This window comes from Halorubrum sp., assembly GCF_046498025.1.
In the GTDB taxonomy this organism is placed as follows: Archaea; Halobacteriota; Halobacteria; order Halobacteriales; family Haloferacaceae; genus Halorubrum.
This window is the reverse complement of the sequence record NZ_JAWOBM010000021.1, coordinates 1-23686: the sequence shown is the minus strand read 5'-3', so window position 1 is coordinate 23686 and position 23686 is coordinate 1. Positions and strand designations below refer to the sequence as shown.

Here is a 23686-nt window from a genome sequence, read left to right as displayed (position 1 = left end):
TCGGTCGGGCGTCGACGGACGGCGACCGACTGACGCGCTTCTCACTGCGGTATCCGGCTCGACTCTTTTAATACGTCCTCGATTCGACCGCCGACGAGCTCGCGCTCGGTCGGTGACGGTGCCGTTCGCGGCGGCCGCGTTCGCGCGTGACGAGTGCCCGGAACCGTACCTATATACCGGTCTAGCGTCTGTGTCCTGGCGTACGATGACCGCCCAGAAGCGAGAAGCGCGGGCAGCAGACGCATCACCGGCTCACGGCGTTTCTCCGGCGATAGCGGGCGTGGGCATGACGGCGTTCGCCGGGGCCGACGAGCGACCGCTCCCCGAGCTCCTCCTCGTCGCGGCGGAACGCGCGCTCGACGACGCCGACCGCGAACCGGGCGGCGTGGACTCGGTCCACGTCGGGAACATGGCCGCCGAGGCGTTCAACGGCCGGTCCGGGCTGGCGAACGCGCTCGTCGGCGGGCTCGGCATGACCGGCGTCGCGGCTCGCCGGATCGAAAACACCAGCGCGAGCGGCGCCAGCGCGTTTGAAGACGCGGTCGCGGCGGTCGCGAGCGGCCGGCACGAGCGAGCGCTGGCCGTGGGCGGCGAGAAGATGTCCGCCGCGGACACGGCGACGGCCACGGAGATCATCAGTCGGATCACCCACGACCGGGAGTACGAACAGGGGATCACGCTTCCGTCCTTCGGCGGTCTGGCGGCGGCCGCCTACCTGCGCGAGACCGACGCGGACCGACGCGACCTGGCGCGGGTCGCCGTAAAGAACCACGGAAACGCGGTCTCGAACGAGTATGCCCAGTTCGGCAAGCGGATCGACGTCGAGGACGTGCTCGCGTCGCCGCCTGTCGCCGAGCCGCTGCGCCTCTACGACTGCTGTCCGACCAGCGACGGGGCCGCGGCGGTCGTGATCGAGGCGGGTCCGTCGGCGACCGGCGACGCGGTGACGGTCGCCGCCTGCGAGAGCGCCACCGGGACGCACGCGGTCGCCGACCGGGCGGACCCGCTCGATATCGAGAGCGTGCGGACCGCCGGCGAGCGCGCGTACGACGCGGCCGGCTTCGGGGCGGACGTGATCGACCTCGCGTGCATCCACGACGCGTTCACGATCCTCGAGTGGCTGGAGATGGAGGAGCTGGGGCTCGCGCCGACGGGACGAGCGTGGGAGCTCACCCGCGACGGTCGGACGGATCTCGACGGGGACCTCCCCGTTAACCCCGGCGGCGGACTGAAGGCCCGCGGGCACCCGCTCGGCGCGACGGGGATCTCGCAGGTGATCGAGCTCGTGTGGCAGCTCCGCGGCGACCTGCCCGACGAGCGGGCGGTCGACGGCGCGTCCCGCGGGCTCGCCGTCAACGTCGCCGGGTTCGGGAACAACGCCGTCTGCACCCTCCTGGAGGCCGACGCGTGACCGAACTGCTCGAATGCCGCGACTGTGGGCGCCGGACGTACTACGAGAAGCACCGCTGTCCGGAGTGCGACGGGAGTGCGTTCGACGGCGTCCCGGCCGGGACCGGCGAGCTGATCGCCGTGACGACCGTCCACGTCACGCCGGACGGGGTCCGCGAGCCGAACGCGCTGGGGCTCGCCTCGTTCCCCGGCGGCGCGAGCGTCATCGCCCAGCTCGACGGAGAGCTCTCGGTCGGGGACGCCGTGCGGCTGGTCGGAGACCGCGAGCTCCGAGTCACCGAGGACGGGCCGCTGCGGGGCGTTCGCATCGCCGCCGCCGAGTGAGCGCGAGACGGCTCCGTCGGCGGTCGGTTACGCGTCGTACCGCGCCAACTCGACCAGATTGCCGTCGGGGTCGCGGACGTACACCGACTCCGTCGGGCCGCGCGCACCCACCTTCTCGACGGGGCCGTGAACGATCGCGATGCCGCGGTCGCGGAGGTCTCGACGGAGCCCGTCGAGGGGGTCCTCGACGACGAGACAGAGGTCCCCGCTGCCCGGCGTCGGCCGGTCGGCGTGCGGCGTGTACACGTCGTCGGCCGGGTGAAAATTGACCTTCTGGTCGCCGAAGGAGACGGCCCGTCGGCCGCCGTCGAACGTCTCGGCCGTGCCGCCGAGGGCAGTCGCGTAGAACTCGACGGCGCGGTCGACGTCGGCGACGGTCAACACGACGTGATCGAGACCGGTAACGTGCATGCGACCGCTCCGTGCGGCGGGTACAAAAGCGCTCCGCGGGTCGCGACTTCGACGGGCGTCTCCGCGCCGACCGCGGGCACAACACTATAGCCCGCTCCGTCGTAGGGGCCGGTATGCGTGCCGTCCGATTCCACGAACACGGAGACGAGAGCGTACTGACCCTGGAGACCGTCGACCGCCCCGACCCCGGTCCGGGGGAGGCCCTCGTGCGGATCGAGGCGGCGAGCGTGAATCCGATCGACGAGTACGTCCGCGAGGGGAACGTGAGCCCTCCGTCCGGGCTCCCGCACGTCGGCGGCTCCGACCTCGCCGGCGTCGTCGAGGCCGTGGGCGAGGGCGTGACGGGAGTCGAGCCGGGCGACCGCGTGTTCGCGACCGGGCTCGGCCTGTTCTCTCCGGGGACGTACGCTGAGTACACGGTCGCGCCGGTCGAACAGCTGGCAGCGCTCCCGGCGTCGGTCCCGTTTCGAGAGGGAGCGGCGGCCGCGATGGCGTTCGCGACCGCCTGGCGCGCGCTCGTGACCCGCGGCGACCTGCGGGTGGGCGAGGTGGCGCTGGTCCACGGCGCGTCCGGCGGGGTGGGCCACGCGGCGGTGCAGGTCGCCGCGGCGGCGGGGGCGACCGTCGTCGGCACCGCCCGGGAGGGCGAGCCGGCCGCGTTCGCGCGGAGGCTCGGCGCTGACGCCGTCGTCGACTACCGGAGCGAGACCCTCGCCGACGACGTCGCGGCGGCGGCCGACGGGCGCGGGGTCGACGTGGTGTTCGAGCCGCAGGCGGACGCGCACCTCGCGGCGAACCTGGCGTGTCTGACGCGCGGCGGCCGGATCGTCGTTATCGGGGAGCAGGGACCCATCACCGTCGACGGCGGCACGTCGATGGCGGCGAAGCAGGCGGACGCGGACCTGCGGTTCATGTCGATCGTGGCCTCGCGGGGTGATCAGGCGGCGATCCTCGAACGCGTCGGCGAACGCCTCGCAGACGGGGCGTTCACGGCGGAGATCGACTCGGTGTTCGGGCTGGACTCGGTGCCAGAGGCGTTGGCCGAACTGCGATCCTCGGGGACGCTCGGGAAGGTCGTCCTCGACACGAGCCGCTGATCAGGGCTCAGGAATCGCGCCCGCCTCGATCAGCTCCTCGATCCGGGCGTCGTCGTAGCCGACCGCCTCCAACACTCGCACGGTGTCCTCACCCAGCAGCGGCGGGGCCTTCTCGAACCCCGAGTCGGCGCGCTCGTAGTTGAGCGGGTGCTCGATGACGGGGATCTCCCCCGCGGCGGGGTGGTCGATCGAGCCGACGACGCCGCGGGCGCGCACCTGCTCGTTGTCGAGCGCCTCGTCGACGTCGAACACCGGGCCCACGGGGAGGCCGCGCTCGTCCGCCAGCAGCTCGACCCACTCGTCGGTCGTCTTGGTTTGCAGGACCTCAGAGAGCTCCGCCTCGAGCGCGTCCATGTTGTTCACCCGCGCCGAGTTCGTGGCGAAGCGCTCGTCCGTCGAGAGCTCCTCGCGGCCGGTCGCCTCGCAGAACTCCTCCCAGAGCTTCTGGTTCCCGCAGGCGACGTTGAGGTGACCGTCGGCCGTCGGGTACATTTGATACGGCGCGAGCACCGGGTCTTTCGTCCCCATCCGCGAGGTCTCCTCGCCGACGAAGCTCTTGCCGGCCTGCTTCGTGAGCCAGGGGAGCGCGGCGTCGAGCATGCCGAGCTCGACGCGCTCGCCCTCGCCGGTCCGCTCGCGGTTGTACAGCGACGTGACGATCCCGAACGCGGACCACATCGCGGTGATGAGGTCCGTCTGCGGGAGCCCGACCTTCGCCGGCGGCGCGTCGGGGTAGCCCGTGACGCTCATGATGCCGCTCATCCCCTGCACGAGCAGGTCGTACCCCGGTCGGTCGCTCCACGGGCCCGTCTCGCCGAACGCCGAGATCGAGCAGTAGATCAGCTCGTCGTTGTGCTCTCGGAGCGTCTCGTAGCCGACGCCGAGCCGCTCGGCGGTGCCCGGTCGGAAGTTCTCGACGACGACGTCCGCCTCGGCGACGACGTCGTACAGCGCCGCCAGCCCCGCCTCCGTCTTCAGGTTCAGTTCGACGCTCTGTTTCCCGTAGTTCACCGTCCAGAAGTACGGCGACTCGCCCTCCTCGGACGCCGGCCGCCCGGGGCCCTCGTACCCCTCGACGTCGACGAACGGCGGCCCCGAGTACCGGCTGTCGTCGCCGACGCCCGGACGCTCGACCTTGATCACTTCCGCTCCCTGGTTCGCCAACATCAGCGTGGCGAACCCCCCGGTGACGAACGTCGTCAGGTCGACCACGACGATCTCCTCTAAGAGTCGCTGTCGCTTTTCGTCTGCGCTCATACCGATCACTCCAACGACGACAGCATAAAACTTGGGAGAGTGCGGGTGGGCGACGACCCGGATCGGAGCCTCGGATCCGAGCCGGGGGCCTTAGAGCCGCGTCAACAGCAACACCGCGACGCCGCCGAGTCCGGCGATCCCTGCGAGGACAAAGAACAACACGGCGCTCGTCGAGCTCGTGAGCACGAATCCCGCGAGCGACGCGCCGAGGGCTCCGACTCCGAACATCGCGAGATAGGTGAACCCGTACGAGAGCCCCTGAACGGCTTCGCCGGCGTTCTCGGCGATGACGACCTGATAGATCGGCGCCGTGCCGTACACGAAGAAGCCGAGCAGGAGACAGATCCCGACGAGCGCGACGGTACCGAGCCCTCGGACGAACGGGAACGCCGCGGCGAGGCCGGCGAGCACCGCGAAGAAGCCGAAGAAGGCGGTCGTGCTGGAGACGCGGTCGGTCAACCGTCCGCCCACGTACTGGCCGCCGATGCCGACGGTCAGGAGAGCGGTGTACACGTACTGCGCCGGCTGGACGGTCTGATCGAGCAGCTCGAAGGGCCGGAGCGTCGGGGACTCGGCGAGGACGTCCGGGAGGAACGTCAGCAGGCCGCGGTAGTACGTCCCGTACAACAGCACCGCGACGAGCGCGACCGTGAACGCCGTGGCGAACAGGGTACGAGAGTCCCGAGCGGTTTGACGGAGCTCGTCGCCGATCGACCCCCGCTCGCCGGGTTCCTCGGCCTCGCCGAGGTCGAACTCGATCCGCGTGCCGGCCACGCCGACGAGCAGAGCGACGGCCGACAGCACGCCGGCCGCGATCCGCCAGTCGACGAAGATGAGCAGCAGCGCCGTGAGAAGCGGACCGAGGGCCGTGCCGACGTTGCCGCCCGCGCCGTGGTACGCGAACACCGTGCCGCGGGCGTCCGCGGTGCGGCTGATGAGCGAGAGCCCCGCGGGGTGGTAAACGCTCGCGAAACAGCCCCACAGCAGCACGGCGGCCCCGAGGGAGACCACGCCGCGCGCGAGCGCCACGATCCCGAACCCGATCCCCATCCCCCCGATCGAGGCCAGGATCAGGCGCCGCGAGCTGAACCGGTCCGAGAGGACGCCGCTCACCGGCGCGCCGAGGCCGATGAACGCGTAGCCGGCGCCGATGACGGTGCCGATGACGGCCGCGGAGACGTCGAACTCCACCATCCAAAGCCCGACGAACAGCGGTATCGAGAGTTCGTACGTGTGAAACATCGCGTGGGCGAGAGAGGTAAAACGCACGAGCGCCCGGTCGTTCGCGTTCATCGCTTTAACCAGCGCCGAGAGCGGTAATAAACTCTCGGGAGCGGCGCCGCGGTCGGCCGACAGCGGGGGTCACACCGAGTGTTCGATGTGGAGCTCCAGCTCGTTGACCGCGCCGAGGATGCGCTCCGGGAGCGCCTCGGTGAAGCGGTCGCCGGTGATCCGGTTGGCGGGCCCGGAGACGCTGAGCGCGCCGACCACCTCGCCGCCGGCGAGCACGGCCGCGCCGACCGCGTGGACGCCCGCGGTCGTCTCCTGTCGGTTGAACGCGTAGCCGCGGTCGCTGATCCGATCCAGCTCCTCGAACAGCTCCTCGCGGGTCGTGATGGCGTCGTGGCCGGCGTCGAGTCCGCGAGCGTCGAGGATCTCCTCGACCCGGTCCCGGTCGTAGGCCGCGAGGATCGCCTTCCCCGCCGCGCTCGTGTGGATCGCGCCGCGCTTCCCGACGTGGGCGCCGGTCTGGACGGCGCTCTGACCGACCTCGGTGTAGAGGTACACCCGCTCGCCGTTCTCCTCGACGATGAACTGCGCGCGCTCGCCCGTCTCGGCGGCGAGGGCGTCGACCTTCTCCTTGATCATGGGGTAAGCCGTCACCCGGCGCTGAATCTGACCGCCGATCGTGAGGAACTGGAGGCCGAGCGCGTACGCGTCACCGTCGCGGACGACGTACCCGTGCTTCTTCAGCGTCGCGAGGTGCCGGTGAACCGTGCTGGGAGCCAATCCGAGATGCTCGGAGAGTTCGTCGATACTCATCCCGTCTGTTCCTCGGAGGGTATCGACCAGCCGTAACGACGTTTCGGTCGTCTTTGCGACCGATTTGAGCTCTTTCTCCATGCGTGTCTGTTCGCGCCTGACTACTTAAGTTCCCGAGTACTCGGATACTAAAGAATATTTTATGCGCTCTCGGTCACCGAAAGAACGTTGTGAGTTCGTCTATCTGAGCCGCGATATATGCGTGTGAAACACCTCTTACGGTATCCAGACGGCTAATTTCGTCGAATCGGCAACGGAACGAGCGATCCCGTCGAGAAATGCCGATCCGGATTTTTCGGATGTCGCGGCTGTTCCAGCAGCCTCCATTACAGACGTATGGATGTAACGAAACTCAGAGGCGGACGCAGGCGTTCGACGCTCCGTCAGCCTCGGCTCGATCCTGAGACGAACCGCGTCGGCCCCCACGTTTATCTCGGTCGAGCGGGACGCGTTTGTATGGACACTCTCGACGACCTCGTCGTGCCCGAGGCGACGGTGGTCGACGCGTGCGGCGACCCGCCGCTCCCGGAGCTGGGACTCATCGAGCGGAACTGGGACACGGACCCGATCCCGAGCGAGCACGTCGAGGCCGCGGCCGCGGAGGCTGTGGCGTCGCTCGACTTCGACGGCGTGCCCGACGGCGGCGAGGTCGCCGTCGGCGCCGGCAGCCGCGGTATCGCCAACCTCCCGGCGATCGTGGCCGGCGTCGTCGGTGCGATTCGGGACGCCGGATACGACCCCTTCGTGTTTCCGGCGATGGGGAGCCACGGCGGGGCCACCGCGGAGGGCCAGCGGGAGATGCTCGAATCCCTCGGAGTGACCCCGGAGGCGATCGGCTGCGAGATCCGATCGAGCATGGAGGTCGTGCAAATTGGCGAGACCCGGGATCGGGGAGTCCCCGTCTACGCGGACGCCCACGCCGCCGACGCCGACGCGATCGTTCCGGTCAATCGGGTGAAGCCGCACACCGACTACGACGGTCCCGTCGAGAGCGGGCTCTCGAAGATGCTCGTCATCGGCATGGGGAAACAGCGCGGGGCGAAGACGGCCCACGAGTGGGCGGTCGACTGGAGCTTCCGGAACATGATCCCGGAGATCGCGGGGAAGCTGCTGGCCGAGCTCCCAGTCGCGGGCGGCGTCGCGATCGTCGAGGACCAGTTCGACGACACGACCGTGATCGAGGGCGTCCCCGCGTCCGGCTTCCTCGACCGCGAGGCGGAGCTGCTGGAGCTCGCCTACGACCGCCTGCCGACGATCCCCTTCGACGACGTCGACGTGTTGGTCCTCGATCGGCAGGGGAAAGACGTCAGCGGACAGGGGATGGACACGAACGTGATCGGTCGCCGCCCGTTCGCGATCAACGAGCCGGAGCCGGAACTTCCGGACGTCAAGCGGATCTTCGTGCGAGGGCTGACGGACACGACCCACGGCAACGCCATGGGGATGGGATCCGCGGACTTCGTCCACCGGGATCTGGCCGCCGAACTCGACAGCTCGACCACGCTCATCAACGCGATCACCGCGAGCACGACGCGAGGGGTCCGACTGCCGCCGGTCGTCGAGACGGACCGCGCCGGCCTCGTCGCGTCGCTCTCGACCGTCGGCGTCGTCGACCCGGACGCGGTCCGCGTGCTCCGGGCGACGGACACGATGCGGCTCGACCGGCTGTACGCCTCCACCGCGCTCGTCGAGGCGGCGCGCGAGCGCGACGATCTCCGGGTCGTCGCGGAGCCGAGCCCGATCGGGTTCGACGACGGACAGTTCGCCGCGCCGACCCCGCACGAGACGGGGGACCGCGAGTCGTAACGGTCGGCGCGCGGCGAGGCGCACCGGGGAGACCGAATGGACGGCGCGACACGTGAGAGATAGATTTAAGACAATGAATGAATTTTGTAGGATAAATCGATGGATCAAACCTCTCAATCAGTCGCGCGTGTCGACGTCCGGAACATCGGCGGCATCGACGAGGCGTCCGTGGCCCTGCCCGAGGGCGTCTCGGTGTTGGCCGGGCGGAACGCGACGAACCGAACCTCATTCTTGCGGGCACTGATGGCCGGGCTCGGGAGCCAGCGGACCTCGCTCAAGCGCGACGCCGACGAGGGCGCGGTGACCCTCGAACTCGGCGGCGAGACGTACACCCGAACGCTGACGCGACGCGGCGACTCGGTCGCGTTCGGGGGCGACCCGTATCTCGACGACCCGGAGCTCGCGGACCTGTTCGCCTTCCTGCTGGAGAGCAACGAAGCGCGCCGCGCCGTCGCGCGCGGCGACGACCTCCAGGAGGTCATCATGCGACCGATCGACACCGACTCGATCGACGCCGAGATACGGGAGTGCAAGCAGGAGCGGGCCGACCTCGAGGCCGAGATCGACGAGCTGAACGGGCTTGAACAGGAGCTGCCCGACCTCGAGGCCGACCGCCGGACGAAGCAGACGGAGCTCGAGGAGGCCGAGGCGGCGCTCGAGGCGGCCCGGGAGGAGCTGGAGGACCTCGACGCCGGCGTCGAGGAGAGCCGCACCCGCAAGCGGGAGCTCGAAGAGGCGTTCCAGCGCGTTCGCGACGCGCGCTCGGAGCTCGACGACCTCGAGTTCGACCTCGAAACGGAGCGGTCGACGCTGGCGGAGCTCAAGTCGGAGCGCGACGAGCTTCGAGAGACGGTCGAGTCGGCCCAGAAGCCCGAGAAGAGCCCCGACCGGCTCGCCGGCCGTATCGACGAGCTGCGCCGTCGCCAGCGCGCGCTCGACGAGGCGATCAACGAGCTCGGCAGCGTCATCAGCTTCAACGAGGACATGCTGAACGGCGCGGCGCCCGCCATCGACGTGGAGCGGACCGACGCCGACGCGGGCGAGGCGAGCCTCGCGTCACGGGGCGGCGGCAGCCCGACCGACATGCTGACCGGCGACGACCGGACGGTGTGTTGGACCTGCGGCTCCGCGGTCGAGACCGAGCAGATCGAGACGACGCTCGACCGCCTCCGGGAGCTCCGTTCGGAGCGGCTCGACGAGCGCAGCGAGCTCCGCGCGGAGATCCAGGAGCTCACCGACGAGCAGTCGGCGCTCCGCGAGGCGCAGCGCGAGGTCGAGCGCGCCGAAGAGCGGCTCGACACCGTCGAGACCGAGATCGAGTCGACCGAGTCGCGGATCGCGGCGCTCGAGTCGGACATCGATGCGAAGCGGTCGGCGATCGAGGAACTGGAGGCCGAGGCCGAGTCGATCGACGTGGACGGCCACGACGAGGCGCTGGAGCGCCACCGCGAGGTCAACGAGATCGAGCTCCGGGTCGACCGGCTCGAATCGGAGCTCGCGGAGCTCGACGCCGAGATCGACGAGCGGGAGGCGGCGCTCGAACGGCGCGAGGAGCTCGAGGCAGAGCGGGAGGAGATCGCTGACCGGTTGACGGAACTGCGGACGCGGGTCGATCGGTTGGAGGAGAGCGCCGTCGAGGAGTTCAACGAGCACATGGAGACGGTCCTCGATATCCTCGAGTACGAGAACCTCGACCGCGTCTGGATCGAACGCCGTGAGACGGACGTACGCGAGGGGCGTCGGAAGGTGTCGCGGACGCGGTTCGACCTGCACATCGTCCGCACGTCCTCCGACGGGGCGGTCTACGAGGACACCATCGACCACCTCTCCGAGAGCGAGCGTGAGGTGACCGGACTGGTGTTCGCGCTGGCGGGATACCTGGTCCACGACGTCCACGAGACGGTGCCGTTCATCGTCCTCGACTCGCTGGAGGCCATCGACTCGGACCGCATCGCGCGCGTCGTCGACTACTTCCGCGACCACGCCGACTTCCTGGTGGCCGCGTTGCTGCCCGAGGACGCCGCCGCGCTCTCGGACGAGTACGCGTACGTCGAGCGGATCGACTGACCCGCCGAACGCCGCCGTGCGGCTCGGAGACGCGGCGGGCCACCGACACGCTTGTAACGTCGCCTCGCTATCGATGAGTATGACCGACGAGGACGGACCGAACACGAAGGTCGGACGAGTGATCGAGGCGTACGGCCTCGACGGGATGGGAGCGACGCTCGAGGCCGCGTGGACCGGCGAGGCGGGCGAGCGCACGAGCCTGCGGGACCTCGCCGACGAGTTCAACGAGGCGGTGTTGGCGGCGGCGGTCCGCGAGACCGCGGGCTCGTCGCTCGACGTCGAGGCCTCGAGCACGTACGAGGCGCTGGAGGACGGGACCGGGTCAGAGGTGACCCGGGCGCGACGCCGGCTCGAACGCGAGGGCGTGGACGTCGACGAGCTGACGGCGGACTTCGTCACGCACCAAGCGGTCCACACGTATCTCACCGAGGACCGCGGGGCGAGCCTCCCGACCGACGAGGCGGACCGCGGCGAACGGAAGATCGAGACGATCGAGAAGCTACAGGGGCGGCTCTCCGCGGTCACCGAGTCCGCGATCGCGTCGCTCGCGAACGCCGACGAGCTCGACCGGGGCGACTACGACGTCCTCGTCGACGTGCGGGCCGTCTGTCCGAACTGCGGGACGGACGCGCCGGTTGGCGAAGTGATCCGTCGGGGGGGCTGCGGCTGCACGGCGGAGGACGCGTCGACGGGCAAGAACTGACCCGGGCGCCGGCCGCAATCGTCGTCGCGACCCGATCCCCCGCGGCCGCGTTGGCTGCGGGCGATTCACCGCGGCCGCGTTGGCTGCGGGATCGGTGTGACCCGCGAAGCAGACGCAGTTACTATCATATATAAATAATACCCCCATTTCATATACGTTTTCGGGAGTCTGGGTCGTGATTCGCGCTCGGGTGCGGAACAGCCACGGACGCGGTAACGCCCTCCCGCAGGTAGCGAGGGCGGGACCCGAGTCCACTGAGTCACAAATGCGTGTTTTATGCCGATATATCGCCAGTTTTGTTCCAGACTTCAATTTATATCGGCCTCTGCGCGCTGTTAGAATTGTGCAGTGACATCACGTCTGTCGGACCGAGGAGTCACGTGGGGGCACGTGCACGAATTCGGCGGTCGATCACCTCTCCGAGACGTCGGAATATACGTATTAGAGATGCGTTACGACCGATTTAGTATCTTTATTCAGAAATATTTAAGTAAGATTTGAACGCGGCGGAGGCGGGTGTTCGTCCGATGCTGTCGGTCGTCGTGCCCCCGATTGCGACGCGGTCGCACTCGTTCGGCGGCGCGACTACGGGCGTTCCGAAAGTAATACCCCGTCGATACGACAACCTAACCCGACATGGTCTCCCGCGAAAACGAGATCGTCATCGCGTGTTTGATCGGAGGAGTGACGCTCTCCGCGTTCGTCGCGGACGCGGGCGCACCGCCGATCGCCGTCTCGAGCGTGTTGGTGATCGTGGCGGCAGTCCTCCCGATGCTAATAAACAACCGCCGCGAGGGCTGAGCGAGACGCGAGCGCGCTCGTCGGATCGGCTCGCAGCGCCTCGCCGAGAGAACCGCTTATCTGCCGCGGGAGAGAGGACAGCCTATGAACGAGGCGGCGGTGTTCGATCGCGTGGTGACCGCGCTCGACGAGCGGAACTACGAGCCGCTGGTGCACGTGCCCGAGGCGCACAGCGAGACGTACGCGGACGTGCTCTCGCGGTGCCGCCGCCACGAGATCACGATCCGGGGGCGGTACCCCGACGTGCTCGGCTTCACCGACGCGGACCGCGGGTTCGCAATCGAGGTGAAGGGGTCGACGAACCTGCTCCGCGGTATCGGACAGGCGATGACGTATCAGCAGGGCGCGCACGTCTCGTACCTCGCGGGCGACGGCGACGCCGTCGCGCCCCACGCGAACCTGCTCCGGTCGAAGGGGGTCGGCGTCATCGGTGTCGAGAGAGACGGGGTGCGGTCGTGGGACGACCCGCCGAGCGCCGAATCGACGGCGGAGGTCGCCGACATCGAAGGGCAGCTGTCCGTCAGGCTCCGCGGGAGCGAGTTCGGCGGCGACGTCACGACGCTGAGCCTCGCGCAGCCGCTGAACTACCTCGCGCCGGTCGTCGCCGTCGACCGGTACGGGCCCCTCGCGCGCGACGAGCTCGTCGACGCCATCGCCGACGAGTACGGGTTCGGCGCCGGCGACGAGACCGTCGCGAGCGCGCGGACGCTCGGCCTCCTCGCGCTCGGGTCGCCGCGCGAGCTGACCTCGCAGGGGGAGCTGGCCGCGACGGTGCTCCGCGGCTACGGGGTCGAGACCCTCGACGACCTCCGCCTGACGAAGGCGGACGTCTCGCGTCGCACGGTCGCCGAGGTCCACCCGCCGCTCGCGGTGTTGCTGCGGAACGCGTTCGCCAGACACCCCGAGTTCGGCCTGCTGCTCGACGCGCTCCGCAAGGAGGGGCCGCGCGTTCACTTCCTCGACCTGGTCGAGCGGCTGGTCCGCGAGTACCCGAACGTCTTCCTGAGCGCCTTCTGCACGACGCGGGGGGCCACGCGAGCGCGAGAGCTGATCGAGCGCGGCGAGACGGAGCGGCTCTACCGGGACTGAGCGGTCTGGACGGACGTGATACGCAACAACGTCCTCTTCAACTTCGTCCAGCAGCTCAAACACGTCGGCGTGCTCGCGCCGGAGACGCGGAGCCACAGCGGGGCGATACGCGAGTACGACCCCGACGAGAAGCCGTGGGTCGTCCGCGAGGACGGAGTCGCCTGACGCGTCTCGTCGTCGAGAGCGAAGCCGTCCGACGCGTCTCGTCGTCGAGGACAGCGGGCGGCGGTATCGGATCGCCGCGAAAGCACGGCCGCGAAAACGACTACCGCGAACGGTAGTCGGTCACGGGCTCCGAATGGCGTGGGGTGGGTCGTTCTCACAGGAGGGAGCTCACGGAACGGGTTCCGCACGCACAACACCGGTGGCGCTCCCGACCACCGGCACCGCTCGCTACGGCGGGGAAACACAAAGCCGTCTCCCCGAACCAATCAGGTACTCGGTCCCGCGTACACGTTCGGCGCGACCGCCTGAAGCCGCCGGAGGGGGCGACACGTACGGTGGGAGCGCCCGCGAGCAGCGGCGAGAGCGACGACGGAAGGGACGTAGCTCGCCCTCGTCACCGACTCTCACGGCGGGGCTCCCGCGGCGGAAACGCGGGAACCGGCGTCTCGAAATAAGCGCTGTGAGCGATCCTCAAGACCTCACAGCGCCTAGTACGGGTATGGCCGACAGACAGTACCGGACCGGTATCGACCCGGCGACGGCGGACGGGATCGTCAGCGCGGCGCGGACGGGAGTCGGAGACACGCTCCGAAGCGTGCTCCACTTCACACCCGCGTCGTTCGACGTGTTGTACGTCAGGCGGGACCTGTACGACACTCCCGAGGCCGCCCGTGACGCGAAGTCGCGACTGGTCGCGATCGAGCGGTCGGGATTCGCCGAGAAGCCCCTCCGGACCGCGCTCGGCGAGGGGTCGCTCGAACGGACGTCGATCGGCCCGTACCGCTTCACCGTGCGGTTCCACGACGACGGGTTCGTCGTCCGCGTCCTCGAGGGCGACGGCGGCGTCCTCCTCACGGCCGACGAGATGGACGTGCGGGCCTTCGAGGAGGCCGCGATCGCCGTCCGCGAGCTCCTCGCGGAGTGAACGCGGTGCGGATGACACGTCGCACCGAGGTGTCGTGTCGCTGACGCCCCAGTTCGCCGGGATCGCCCGATGCGGTGCGTAGAACCCGCGATGTTTTCGACAGGCTCAGTCAGCGTCCGCGAAAGATGAGGCGGTTTGGCGAACGGACTGCGAGCGAGAGGTGACCTCTCGTTCGCGCTCACACCGAGCCGTCGTCGGCGAACCGGTCCGGAATCGCCCGGCGGAGGACCCCGGGCGTGGTCGGCGAGAGCCCGCTGACGAGCAGGAAGCCGGCGAAGATGACGCCGAAACCGATCAGCGACAGCGTCGAGACGGTCTCCCCGAGCAGCGCCCACCCGCCGACGGCGGAGACGACGGGAACGAAGTAGAACAGCAGGTTCGCCCGCGTCGCGTCGGTCTCGTCGATGAGCGCGAAGTACGCGAGGTAGGCGATCGCACCGGAGAACACGCCCACGTACAGCAGGGCCGCGAGCGCGACGGGCGGCGCCGACAGGCCGGCGACGGACTCGCCGGCACCGAGGCTCAGCGCGTGCGAGAGGAGGGCCGCCAGCGGGACGCCCCAGACGGTGCGGGCCGTGCTCGAGAGCGTCGCGTCGGCGCGGCGGATCACCACGGCGCCGAGCGCGCTCGTCACGGCGGCCCCGAACAGCAGCGGCACGCCGAGCCCGCCGCCCAACAGCGCCGAGGGGTCGGGGTTCGCCACGAGGACCACGCCGAGCAGCCCCAGTCCCATCCCGACCGCGCCGCGGACCGACAGCCGACCGTCGGACAGGAGGACGGCCGCGAACACCGGCGTGAGGATCGGGTTGAGGCTGAAGACGACGGCCGCGACGCCGCTGGTGACGTGCTGCTGGCCGAGGAACAACAGCGCGTTCGTCAGGCCGACGACGAGCACGCCGGTGGCGAAGATGCCGAGCGCGTCGCCCGCCGTGCGGGGCCGGAGCTCCGCCTTGGAGAGCGTCGTCGCCGCGAAGACCGCGAGGACGACGGCGCCGATGTCGAACCGGACCGCGACGAAGAACAGCGGGGGGAAGTACGCCAGCCCGGCCTTCGCGGCGATGAACGTCCCGCCGAACAGGACGGCCGAGACGGCGAACAGGAGGGCGGTCCGGCGTGAGAACACGCTACTCGGTCCTCCCCGGCGGTGAACTGTGCGTGTGGGCGATTCGCCTCGCATTTCCGGTCATATTGTCGGATACGAACCGGCGCCGTATAACGAAAGTCGTGAAAAATTCGACGCTGAGAAACACGCGCTCGAAGCGACAGTCGTGAACGACGTGCAATTCTTTCACGGTGCCGCAGCCGACGACCACTGGTCGAGGTAACAGGAGGGCGCCGGCGAGCGAAGCGGGTTTCCCGCAGCGTCGCCAGGGGCGTGTATGGAGGCGCCGCTGGAGGAAATCGAGTTTCTCGCTCGATCGCAGAACCGCGTCGAGGTGTTACGCCTCGTGGCGGCCGAACCGCACACGCGGCAGGAGCTCGCGACCGCGACGGGGGCGTCACAGGCGACGCTGGGGAGGATTCTCGAGGACTTCGCCGATCGATCGTGGGTGCGTCGGGACGGCCGGCGGTACGCCGCCACGGCCACGGGCGAGCTGGTGGCCGACGGGATCGGTGAACTGATCGCGGTGCTCGAGACCGAGGGGAAGCTCCGCCCCTTGGTCGCGTTCCTGCCGACCGAGGAGTTCGGGTTCGACCTGCGCCACCTCGCCGACGCGACGGTGACGGTGCCGACGCGGACGCGACCGAGCGCCCCGCTCCGACACGTCCGCGACGCGATCGAGGGGGCCGACACCCTGCGGGCGTTCTCGCACACGCTCAACGAGCAGACGCTGTCGACGGTACACGACCAAGTCACCGCGGGCGGCTACGCCTTCGAGGCCGTCCTTTCGCGGAGCGCGCTTGACGCGCTCGCGGCCGACGCGCACCTGTGGAGCCAGATCCGAGCGCTGAGTCGCCACTCGAACGCGACGATCCGGGTCGCACGGGGCGAGATTCCGGTCGCCGCGCTCGTCGCCGACGAGACGGTGTACCTGCTGGTCCGAGACGACCACGGCGTCCTCCGGGCGTCGTTGAGCACGGGGTCGACACCCGTCCGGGAGTGGGCGACCGACCGATTCGACCGCTACTGGGAGCGGGCGACCCCGTTCGACCCGCTGGAGTTCGAGTGACGGGCGGATGAGAGGGGAAGGCACACCCGCGCGTCCCGCGTCCGCGCCGGCTGTCGAGGAGGTCCCACCGGAGTCGACTCGGGCCGAGTCGCCGGTCCGTCTCGGACGTCCGACCCCGCCGATCGACTCGCGGCGACGGTCGGTCACGGGGGGGCTGAGGCGATGACCCAGGGAGGTCGGAAGACGCTGGTCGCGGGCGACACGACGGTCGACCTGTATCCGACGAACGGCGGCGCGCTCGCGGTCGGGAGTCGGCTCGAGTGGCACGTCGGCGGCACGGCGACGAACGCCGCGCGGTGGATGGCCGCGCTGGGCGGCGACGTCGGCCTCCTGACGAACGTCGGCGACGACACCGTCGGGCGGGCGGCCGCGCGCCACCTGGCCGCGGGGCCGGTCGACACCGAGCACGTCACGCGCGTCGACGCGACGTCGCCGCTCACGATGTACGTCCCGACGGCGGACGGCGTTCGGTGGGAGGCCTGGGTGGCCGGAAGCTGCTACGGGTTCACCCCGCCCGACGACCCGGCGTCGTTCGTGGCCCCGTACGAGCGAGTCCACGTGGAAGGGGTGACGCTCCCGGCCGAAGTGAACCGAACGGGGGTCCACCGACTCGTCGAGGCGGCCGTCGAGAGCGACGTCCGCGTCTCGTTCGACCTGAACGGGCGGCCGAACCAATGGGCGGGCGCCGAGTCGTACCGCTCGGCGCTGGGGGAGGTCCTCCCGCACTGCGACCTGGTTTTCGCGGGGGCCGAGGACCTCGCGGTGGCGGGCGTCGACCCGACCCCGGCGGGGCTGCTCGAACTCCTTCCCCCGGACGCGACGGCGACGGCGTTCGTCACCGACGGCGCGGCGGAGACCACCGCGATGACCGTGGTCGACGGTGAGGTGACCGAGCGCGTGACGGCTTCTCCGCCGGCGGTCACGGTCGCGACCGCCGCCGGCGCGGGCGACGCGTTCGCCGGTGCGGTCCTCGCGGCACGCGACCACGGCACCGCGGACGTCGGAGCGCTCGCGGCGATCGGCAACGCGGCCGGCGCGGCGGCGGTCACCACGGTCGGGCCGTTCGACCCCGACGCCCCGGCGACGGCGGCGCGGCTCCTCCGACGGTCCTAACGAGTTCGGGCTTCGGACGTCGCTCCCGCCCGAACTCGTGGGGCGCTGTCGGTCGTCATCGCTGTCGGGGAGCGTCGAGCAGCGAGGCGAGCCGCTCCGGAAGGGCCGTGCGGCTCGTTCGCTCGGTCGCCACCGGCGCGTCGCCGGTGCCCAGCTCTTTGAACCCCGTTCCGGTCGGCAGGAGGACGACGTCGTCGTCCGGAGCGAGCTCGCCCCGCTCCGACAGGCGGGTGGCGCCCGCGAGCGACGCCGCAGAGGCCGGCTCGACGCAGAAGCCGCCGTCGACGGCGAACCGCCGCTGCGCCCTCCGGATCTCGTCGTCGTCGACGGAGAGGACGGCGCCGCCGGTGTCGCGGACCGCCGCGAGCGCGCGCCCGCCGCTCGGCGGGTCCGGGTTCCCGATCGAGTGAGCGATCGTCTCGCCGGTCTCGTCGGGCGAGAGCGGCGTCGGATCGGTCTCGCCCGCGTCGAACGCCCGCGTTATCGGGTCGCCGGCGACGGTCTGGACGAGGTAGAGGCGGGGGGGATCGTCGAGCAGCCCGGCGGCCTCGAGGTCGCGGATCCCGCGCCAGAGCCCCGAGGCGAACCCCCCGGAGCTCGTCGGCAACACGAGCGCGTCGGGCGCCTCCGGCGCGAACGCCTCGCAGATCTCGAACAGGGCGGTCTTGTACCCGCTGATCCGCGCCGGGGCGTCGCTGACCAGGAGCGAGATCGGGAGCTCCCCGGACAGGCGGAGCGCGTCGCCGTAGAGGGCCCCGTAGTCGCCGTCGACCCGCACGATCGTCGGGTCGTACTGGCCGATGAGCGCCAGCCGGACCGTCGGTATCTCGTCGGGGACGAGCACGACGCACTCGCGGCCCAGGCTGGCTGCGTGCGCGGCGGTGCTCATCGCCATGTTCCCGTACGAGACGGTGCCGACGGCGCCGCCGCTCGTCGCGATCGCGTGCGGGACGGCCACGGCGCTGCCTCGGTCCTTGTACGCGCCGGTCGGGTGTTCGCCCTCGTCTTTGACGTGCACTCGACAGCCCGCGGCGGCGTCGAGGCGCTCGCTCCTGACCAGCGGGGTGCCGCCCGCGGCGCGAGCGATCCCGTCGGGCCGGTCGATCGGCAACAGCGGCTCGTAGCGCCACATGCCGTCGGCGTCTCGACGGTCCGCCCAGGTGAACGCCGCCGCGTCGGTCTCAAACCAGAGCGGCTCCCCGCACCCGCAGCGGACGCGGGCGGCGTCCTCGTATCGTTCCCCACACCGGTAACACCGCAACGCGGGAGACATGGGAGGTACTGCGACGCCCGGTCAGGTATACCCTCCGGCCGCGGGGGCGGTCCCGACCCGGCCCGACGGGACCGCGATCGACGACGGTCGCGACGACCGGCGAACGCCCTCTCCACCGAGCCTGTTTGGGATCAGCCTTTTTAGTATTCTTCACGAATATAATGTATGGATGTCGAAACGGCACTGACAGACGTCTGTGACCACCAGTACCCCGTGGCCTTCGCCACCGTCGTCGAGGAGTGTGACGAGGGCGTCGTCGAGTTCGCGAACGGGGAGCGGATGCCGCTCCCGGAGATCCTGGCGGTAGTCGACGACGAGCCCGAGCCCTTCCGGTCCGAGGACGAACTGGCGGAGTTCGTCACCTCGCTGCTCCCGGAGGACGCGGTGGGACGAAAGGGATACGACGACCGAGGGAGCGCCGCCACCGAGTGGGACGAGACCTCGTTTTGAACGCCTCGGGACCCGTCCGACCGGTTCCGAGTACCCGACGGCGGGCACCGACCGTCTCGGTGACGCGCGGGAGGTGCTCGACGGGATCGTCGCCGCGATCGCGAAGGCCCTGAAGGAGGAGGAGTCCGTGCCGGTGAAAACGCTCGGCTCGTTCGGCGGCTCGAAGCGGGCGCCGAGCTGTCACAGGCCGTGAACCAGCGCCGCGGCGCGGTCGGGACCCACGCACTTTTGTCTATGCTGCCGGTACCACCGGGCGTGAGAGACCGGCGAGAACCGCGGCTGGACGCCAGGACGTAGATGGATCGCTTCCCCACGGCGACGCTCTCGCCGCTTGCCGGCCGAGTGGACGAGGTGCTCGCGTTACACGAGTACGAGATCCGTCCCGCCATCGACGCGATCGACGCGGCCGTCGCCGGATTCGGAGGGTTGTTCGACCCGGAGACGACCGACGCCGAGATCCGCGCGGCGGTCGAGGAGATCCTCGCGGGCGAGCCGCCGCCCGCGCGGGACCGCGGTCCCGAGGACGGGGACGCCGACGTCGTGCTGTACGTCGACGGGAGCTCCCGCGGGAATCCCGGTCCGGCCGGCGCGGGCGCGGTGCTCCAGACGGGCGGTGAACCGTTCGCGCGGCTCGGGCGGCCGGTCGGGTCGCACGCGGAGAACAACACCGCGGAGTACGCCGCGCTGCATCTCGGGCTCGACGCGGTCGTCTCGCGGTGTGCGCCGGTCGCGGTGGAGGTCCGCATCGATTCGATGACCGTGATCGACGACATCTGGGGCGACGGTGACGGCGTCGCCGCCGCGACCTCATACCGATCGCCGATTCTGAACCACCTGTCGACGCTGCCGGCGTGCGAGTGGACGCATCTCGCCGATCACGAGCCGAACCCGGCCGACTCGCGGGCGGCCGTCGCCGCCGACATCGCCGCGCTCGGCCCCTGAGTTTCCGGCGCCGTCGCTCTCCGCCGACGGCGGGCGCCCGGTCCAAATACTGATTACGGTGACGCGTCCACCTCCACCGGAGGAATGCCCGAGAAGCAACCCATCTCCGACTGGAACCTCTCCGAGCGGGACGCGATCATCCTGCAAGAGCTCGCGCGCGACCCCCAGCTCACGTCACGCAGGCTCCGCGACCTCCTCGACGAGGAACACGGCATCGACGTCTCCCACGTCACCGTCAACGAGTCGATCCGTCGAATGCGCGAGGACGGCGTGTTCCGCGAGGCGCTGGTCCCGAACGAGGAGCACCTCTTCTTCTCGCTGTTCGAGTTCCAGTTCAACCCCGAGGGGTTCGACGAGAACTGGCGGGACGCGCTCGAACACGTCCGGTCGAGCCGTCACACGTTCATGTACTTCCTCTCCGACGGCGACTACCAGTGGAAGACGATCATGATGTTCGAGGACCGCGAACAGGAGTCGAAGTGGATCCACGAGTTCTATAAGGAGTACGGCGAGCTCATCAACAACCTCCGGAACTCCGTCGTGACGAACGTCCTCAAGTTCGGGACCGATCCCGAGCTGTTCGAAGTGTTTCAGGAGGACGACGCGGAGGAGTAACTGGCGGGACGAAACGAGGGACTGACCGGCGGGCGAAACGAGGGAGTGGCCGGCGGGGCGGCCCGGCTCAGTCGAACTCGCCGAACCGCGTGACGGGCTCCAGCTCCTCGGTCGGCGGGTCCGCGAAGGCGTCGCGGGCGATCGACCGGCGGTGGACCTCGTCGGCGCCGTCGACCAGCCGGAACTGCCTGACGTTCTCGTGGAAGCGCGCGATCGGCAGGTCGTACGCGATCCCGTTGCCGCCGCAGAACTGCAGCGCGTCGTCGATCGCCTCCTGGGCCACGTTCGCCGCGAACGTCTTCGCCATCGCCACCTCGATGCGCGCCTCGTGCCCGTCGGCGATCCGCCCGGCGGCGTGCCGGACCATCGTCCGGGCGGCGTGGAGCTCGGTGCGCCGGTCTGCGATCCGGAAGCGCGGCCCCTGCTTCTCCGAGAGCGGCTCGCCGAACCCCTCCCGCTCGGAGAGGTACGCGGTCGCGATGTCGAGCGCGCGGTCGGCCATCCCGGCGTACCGCATGCAGTGCGTAAGTCGGGCCGGACCGAGTCGCTGCTGGACGAGCGTGAACCCCTCGTTCTCCTCGCCGAGCGTGTTCTCGACCGGCACGCGGACGTCGTCGAACCGGATCTCGGCGTGCGTCGTCCCGACCAGCCCCTCGCCGAGGTGCGGGATGTTCCGAACGACCTCGACGCCGTCGGCGTCGGCGGGGACGAGAATGACCGAACAGCCGGCGTACGGGTGCGCCTCCCGATCGGTGCGCGCGAACGTCAACAGCACGTCCGCCTTGACGCCGCCGGTCGTCCACCACTTGTGCCCGTCGATGACCCACTCGCCGCCGTCTTTCTCGGCGGTCGTCGCCAGCATCTTCGGGTCCGATCCCCCGCCCTGCATGGGCTCCGTCATCGCGAAGCCCGAATCGATCTCGCCGGCCGCCAGCGGGCGGAGCCACCGCTCCTTCTGGGCGTCGGTGGCCGCGATCTGGAGGGTGTGCATGTTCCCTTCGTCTGGCGCCGCACACCGGAGTGCGGTCGGCCCGAGCAGGCTTCGGCCCGCCTCCTCGAACACCGGCAGCATCTCGCGGAACCCGAGTCCGAGCCCGCCGTACTCCTCGTCGACTTGGGGGGCGTAGATCCCCTCGTCGCGCGCGGCGTCGCGAAGCGTCTCGATCTCCGTCGGCGGGATCGGTCCGCGGCCGAGCCACTCGCGCTCGACCGGAAGGACCGTCTCGTCGACGAACTCCCTGACGGCCTCGGCGATTTCCGGCCCGCGTCCGATGTCGTCGTACTCCATGGCCACGATTGCTTAGCAATGTAAATAGAAGTTCCGGCCAGCCGCGCCCAAAAGGCTATTAATTCCCAGTCCAACCACCCACGTATCAAGAATAGATTTACAATGTTAGTCAAAGATGCCGTAGACGGTGAACTCCGTTCGGGAATCGATCGACCGGTACCGGAGCGGTCTGAAACGGATCGATCTGGAAGGGGTCGATCGGAGACGAATCGATCTGGAAGGGGTCGATCGGAGACGAATCGATCTGGACCGAGTCGACCGGAGACGAATCGATCTGGACCGAGTCGACCGGAGGCTGATCGAGGGTGAGCGACCCCGATTACCTCGATCGGCTGGTCGACGACGACGCGCTCGCGGACTACCTGACCGACGAGTTCGGGCCGGCGGAGACGTTCGCCGTCGAGCGGCACGCCGAAGGCCACTCCAACGAGACGCTGTTCGTCACGTGGGGCGACCGCGAGCTGGTGGTTCGGCGACCGCCCCCCGGCGAGACGGCCGACACGGCTCACGACGTGCTCCGGGAGCACCGCGTCGTCGACGCGCTCGGCGACACCGACGTTCCCCTCCCGCGAACGCTCCGCGCCTGCGACGACCACGCGGTCCTCGGAAGCGACTTCTACCTCATGGAGCGCGCCGACGGCGACGTGCTTCGGGAGGCGGAGCCGGAGCGCTTCCAGAATCCGGTCGCCCGCGACCGGATCGGAACCGAGCTCGTCGACACGCTGGCGGCGATCCACGCGGTCGACTACGAGGCGGTCGGGCTCGGCGAGTTCGGCCGACCGGACGGGTACACGGCCAGACAGGTCGAGCGCTGGACGGCACAACTCGACTGGGCGTTCGAGACGACGACGGCGGTCAGGGACATCCCCGACCTGATCGCCGTCGGGGAGTGGCTCGCCGACAACGTCCCCGACGACCACGCCGAGACGCTCGTCCACGGCGACTTCAAGCTCGACAACGTCATGTACGGTCCCGGGACGCCCCCGGAGGTCGTCGCCGTCTTCGACTGGGAGCTGTCGACGCTCGGGGACCCGCTCGCCGACCTCGGGTGGCTGCTGCTGTTCTGGTACGACGGGGGCGACCCGGACCCGGCCATGCCCGAGCTGATGTCGACGTTCACCGCGCGGGAGGGGTATCCGACCCGCGCGGCGCTCGTCGACCGCTACGAGGCGGCGACGGGACGCGAGTTCGCCCACGAGCGCTTCTACCGGGTCCTCGCGGCCTACAAGATGGCCGCCTTAGGGGAGATGTTCCTCGCGCGGTACCTGAACGACGACAGCGACGACCCGCTGTACCCGAAGATGCGGACGCAGGTGCCCGCGCTCGCGGCGCGGACGCTCGCGTACGTCGGGGGCGAGACCGACCGGCTGTGACTACCGCGCCGTCCAGCCGCCGTCGGCCGCCAGCGTCTCCCCGGTGACGAAACTCGCCGCGTCGCTGGCGAGAAAGACCGCGGGGCCCGCGATCTCCATCGGGTCGGCGAACCGGTCGAGCGGCGTCCGGTCGAGGATCGACTCCCTGAGCCGCTCGTTCTCCTGGAGGGGCTCCGTCAGGTCGGTGGCGACGTAGCCCGGCGCGACCGCGTTCACCCGCACGTCCGGCGCCCAGTCGATCGCCGCGCTCTTCGTCAGCCCGACGAGGCCGTGTTTCGAGGCGACGTACGGGTGCTGTTTCGGGAGGCCGACGACACCCGCCACGCTGGCGACGTTGACGACGCTCCCGCCCGCCTCTTTTAA

Annotated in this window: 24 protein-coding genes; 16 read left to right on the top strand and 8 right to left on the bottom strand. The window is 69.9% G+C overall.

All coding sequences use genetic code 11. The features are described from left to right. Window positions 1-286: 286 nt before the first annotated feature. Window positions 287-1411: a thiolase C-terminal domain-containing protein gene (locus R6U01_RS05385; RefSeq protein WP_410285496.1), complete on the top strand. Its 1125-nt coding sequence runs from the start codon at window positions 287-289 to the stop codon at window positions 1409-1411. Next, window positions 1408-1734 carry a Zn-ribbon domain-containing OB-fold protein gene (locus R6U01_RS05380; RefSeq protein WP_410285433.1) on the top strand — a complete coding sequence of 109 codons (327 nt, stop codon included), beginning with the start codon at window positions 1408-1410 and terminating at the stop codon, window positions 1732-1734. The genes R6U01_RS05385 and R6U01_RS05380 overlap by 4 nt, the downstream gene beginning before the upstream one ends. 27 nt (window positions 1735-1761) lie before the next feature. Here R6U01_RS05380 and R6U01_RS05375 read toward each other — a convergent pair whose 3' ends face one another. Next, window positions 1762-2145, bottom strand: coding sequence for a VOC family protein (locus tag R6U01_RS05375; RefSeq protein WP_410285432.1), 384 nt, complete (start codon window positions 2143-2145; stop codon window positions 1762-1764). A 113-nt stretch (window positions 2146-2258) separates the two neighbouring features. Here R6U01_RS05375 and R6U01_RS05370 point away from each other — a divergent pair, with 113 nt between their 5' ends. Then, on the top strand, window positions 2259-3242 hold the full coding sequence (locus R6U01_RS05370; protein WP_410285431.1) for an NADPH:quinone reductase: 984 nt from the start codon (window positions 2259-2261) through the stop codon (window positions 3240-3242). On the opposite strand, the gene R6U01_RS05365 is transcribed toward R6U01_RS05370, so the two are convergent. The 3 genes from R6U01_RS05365 to R6U01_RS05355 form a co-directional block, all read right to left on the bottom strand. Next, window positions 3243-4499, bottom strand: coding sequence for a CaiB/BaiF CoA transferase family protein (locus R6U01_RS05365; RefSeq protein WP_410285430.1), 1257 nt, complete (start codon window positions 4497-4499; stop codon window positions 3243-3245). A gap of 90 nt (window positions 4500-4589) precedes the next feature. Continuing rightward, window positions 4590-5792, bottom strand: a complete 1203-nt coding sequence (locus tag R6U01_RS05360) for an MFS transporter (RefSeq protein WP_410285429.1) — start codon at window positions 5790-5792, stop codon at window positions 4590-4592. A 69-nt stretch (window positions 5793-5861) separates the two neighbouring features. Then, window positions 5862-6623, bottom strand: coding sequence for an IclR family transcriptional regulator (locus tag R6U01_RS05355; RefSeq protein WP_410285428.1), 762 nt, complete (start codon window positions 6621-6623; stop codon window positions 5862-5864). Between the two features lie 375 nt (window positions 6624-6998). Between R6U01_RS05355 and R6U01_RS05350 the strand changes: the two genes are divergently transcribed. The 7 genes from R6U01_RS05350 to R6U01_RS05320 all read left to right on the top strand — a co-directional run bounded on the left by R6U01_RS05350 (window position 6999) and on the right by R6U01_RS05320 (window position 14098). Beyond that, a complete protein-coding gene (locus R6U01_RS05350) occupies window positions 6999-8348 on the top strand; it encodes a DUF362 domain-containing protein (RefSeq protein ID WP_410285427.1) in 1350 nt (449 codons plus the stop codon). A 99-nt stretch (window positions 8349-8447) separates the two neighbouring features. Then, on the top strand, window positions 8448-10415 hold the full coding sequence (locus R6U01_RS05345) for an archaea-specific SMC-related protein (RefSeq protein WP_410285426.1): 1968 nt from the start codon (window positions 8448-8450) through the stop codon (window positions 10413-10415). 79 nt (window positions 10416-10494) lie between these two features. Further along, entirely contained in the window at window positions 10495-11118 is a 624-nt protein-coding gene (rdfA, locus tag R6U01_RS05340; protein WP_410285425.1) for a rod-determining factor RdfA, read from the top strand. Window positions 11119-11754: 636 nt separating this feature from the next. Then, window positions 11755-11919: a hypothetical protein gene (locus tag R6U01_RS05335; protein WP_410285424.1), complete on the top strand. Its 165-nt coding sequence runs from the start codon at window positions 11755-11757 to the stop codon at window positions 11917-11919. Window positions 11920-12003: 84 nt separating this feature from the next. Beyond that, on the top strand, window positions 12004-13008 hold the full coding sequence (locus R6U01_RS05330) for a hypothetical protein (RefSeq protein ID WP_410285423.1): 1005 nt from the start codon (window positions 12004-12006) through the stop codon (window positions 13006-13008). Window positions 13009-13023: 15 nt separating this feature from the next. Next, the gene (locus R6U01_RS05325) at window positions 13024-13173 is read left to right on the top strand and encodes a hypothetical protein (RefSeq protein WP_410285422.1); all 150 of its coding nucleotides are present in this window, start codon (window positions 13024-13026) and stop codon (window positions 13171-13173) included. 499 nt (window positions 13174-13672) lie between these two features. Continuing rightward, on the top strand, window positions 13673-14098 hold the full coding sequence (locus R6U01_RS05320) for a hypothetical protein (protein WP_410285421.1): 426 nt from the start codon (window positions 13673-13675) through the stop codon (window positions 14096-14098). Window positions 14099-14276: 178 nt separating this feature from the next. On the opposite strand, the gene R6U01_RS05315 is transcribed toward R6U01_RS05320, so the two are convergent. Then, window positions 14277-15221, bottom strand: a complete 945-nt coding sequence (locus tag R6U01_RS05315; RefSeq protein WP_410285420.1) for a DMT family transporter — start codon at window positions 15219-15221, stop codon at window positions 14277-14279. A gap of 256 nt (window positions 15222-15477) precedes the next feature. Here R6U01_RS05315 and R6U01_RS05310 point away from each other — a divergent pair, with 256 nt between their 5' ends. Next, window positions 15478-16269 (top strand): helix-turn-helix transcriptional regulator, encoded by a 792-nt coding sequence (locus R6U01_RS05310; protein ID WP_410285419.1) that lies wholly within the window; start codon window positions 15478-15480, stop codon window positions 16267-16269. A gap of 162 nt (window positions 16270-16431) precedes the next feature. Then, the gene (locus tag R6U01_RS05305; RefSeq protein ID WP_410285418.1) at window positions 16432-17382 is read left to right on the top strand and encodes a carbohydrate kinase family protein; all 951 of its coding nucleotides are present in this window, start codon (window positions 16432-16434) and stop codon (window positions 17380-17382) included. A 55-nt stretch (window positions 17383-17437) separates the two neighbouring features. Here R6U01_RS05305 and R6U01_RS05300 read toward each other — a convergent pair whose 3' ends face one another. After that, window positions 17438-18655, bottom strand: coding sequence for a pyridoxal-phosphate dependent enzyme (locus R6U01_RS05300; RefSeq protein ID WP_410285417.1), 1218 nt, complete (start codon window positions 18653-18655; stop codon window positions 17438-17440). A 165-nt stretch (window positions 18656-18820) separates the two neighbouring features. Between R6U01_RS05300 and R6U01_RS05295 the strand changes: the two genes are divergently transcribed. From R6U01_RS05295 to R6U01_RS05285, 3 genes are all read left to right on the top strand, one after another. Next, window positions 18821-19105, top strand: a complete 285-nt coding sequence (locus R6U01_RS05295) for a hypothetical protein (RefSeq protein WP_410285416.1) — start codon at window positions 18821-18823, stop codon at window positions 19103-19105. A gap of 297 nt (window positions 19106-19402) precedes the next feature. Next, window positions 19403-20047, top strand: coding sequence for a ribonuclease HI family protein (locus R6U01_RS05290; RefSeq protein ID WP_410285415.1), 645 nt, complete (start codon window positions 19403-19405; stop codon window positions 20045-20047). Window positions 20048-20131: 84 nt separating this feature from the next. Next, window positions 20132-20662 (top strand): winged helix-turn-helix domain-containing protein, encoded by a 531-nt coding sequence (locus R6U01_RS05285; protein WP_410285414.1) that lies wholly within the window; start codon window positions 20132-20134, stop codon window positions 20660-20662. Between the two features lie 67 nt (window positions 20663-20729). On the opposite strand, the gene R6U01_RS05280 is transcribed toward R6U01_RS05285, so the two are convergent. Continuing rightward, window positions 20730-21950: an acyl-CoA dehydrogenase family protein gene (locus R6U01_RS05280; RefSeq protein WP_410285413.1), complete on the bottom strand. Its 1221-nt coding sequence runs from the start codon at window positions 21948-21950 to the stop codon at window positions 20730-20732. Window positions 21951-22255: 305 nt separating this feature from the next. Here R6U01_RS05280 and R6U01_RS05275 point away from each other — a divergent pair, with 305 nt between their 5' ends. Then, the gene (locus R6U01_RS05275) at window positions 22256-23323 is read left to right on the top strand and encodes a phosphotransferase family protein (protein ID WP_410285412.1); all 1068 of its coding nucleotides are present in this window, start codon (window positions 22256-22258) and stop codon (window positions 23321-23323) included. Here the strand turns inward: R6U01_RS05275 and R6U01_RS05270 are convergent. Then, on the bottom strand, window positions 23324-23686 hold a 363-nt coding region (locus R6U01_RS05270), incomplete at its 5' end, for an SDR family NAD(P)-dependent oxidoreductase (protein WP_410285411.1).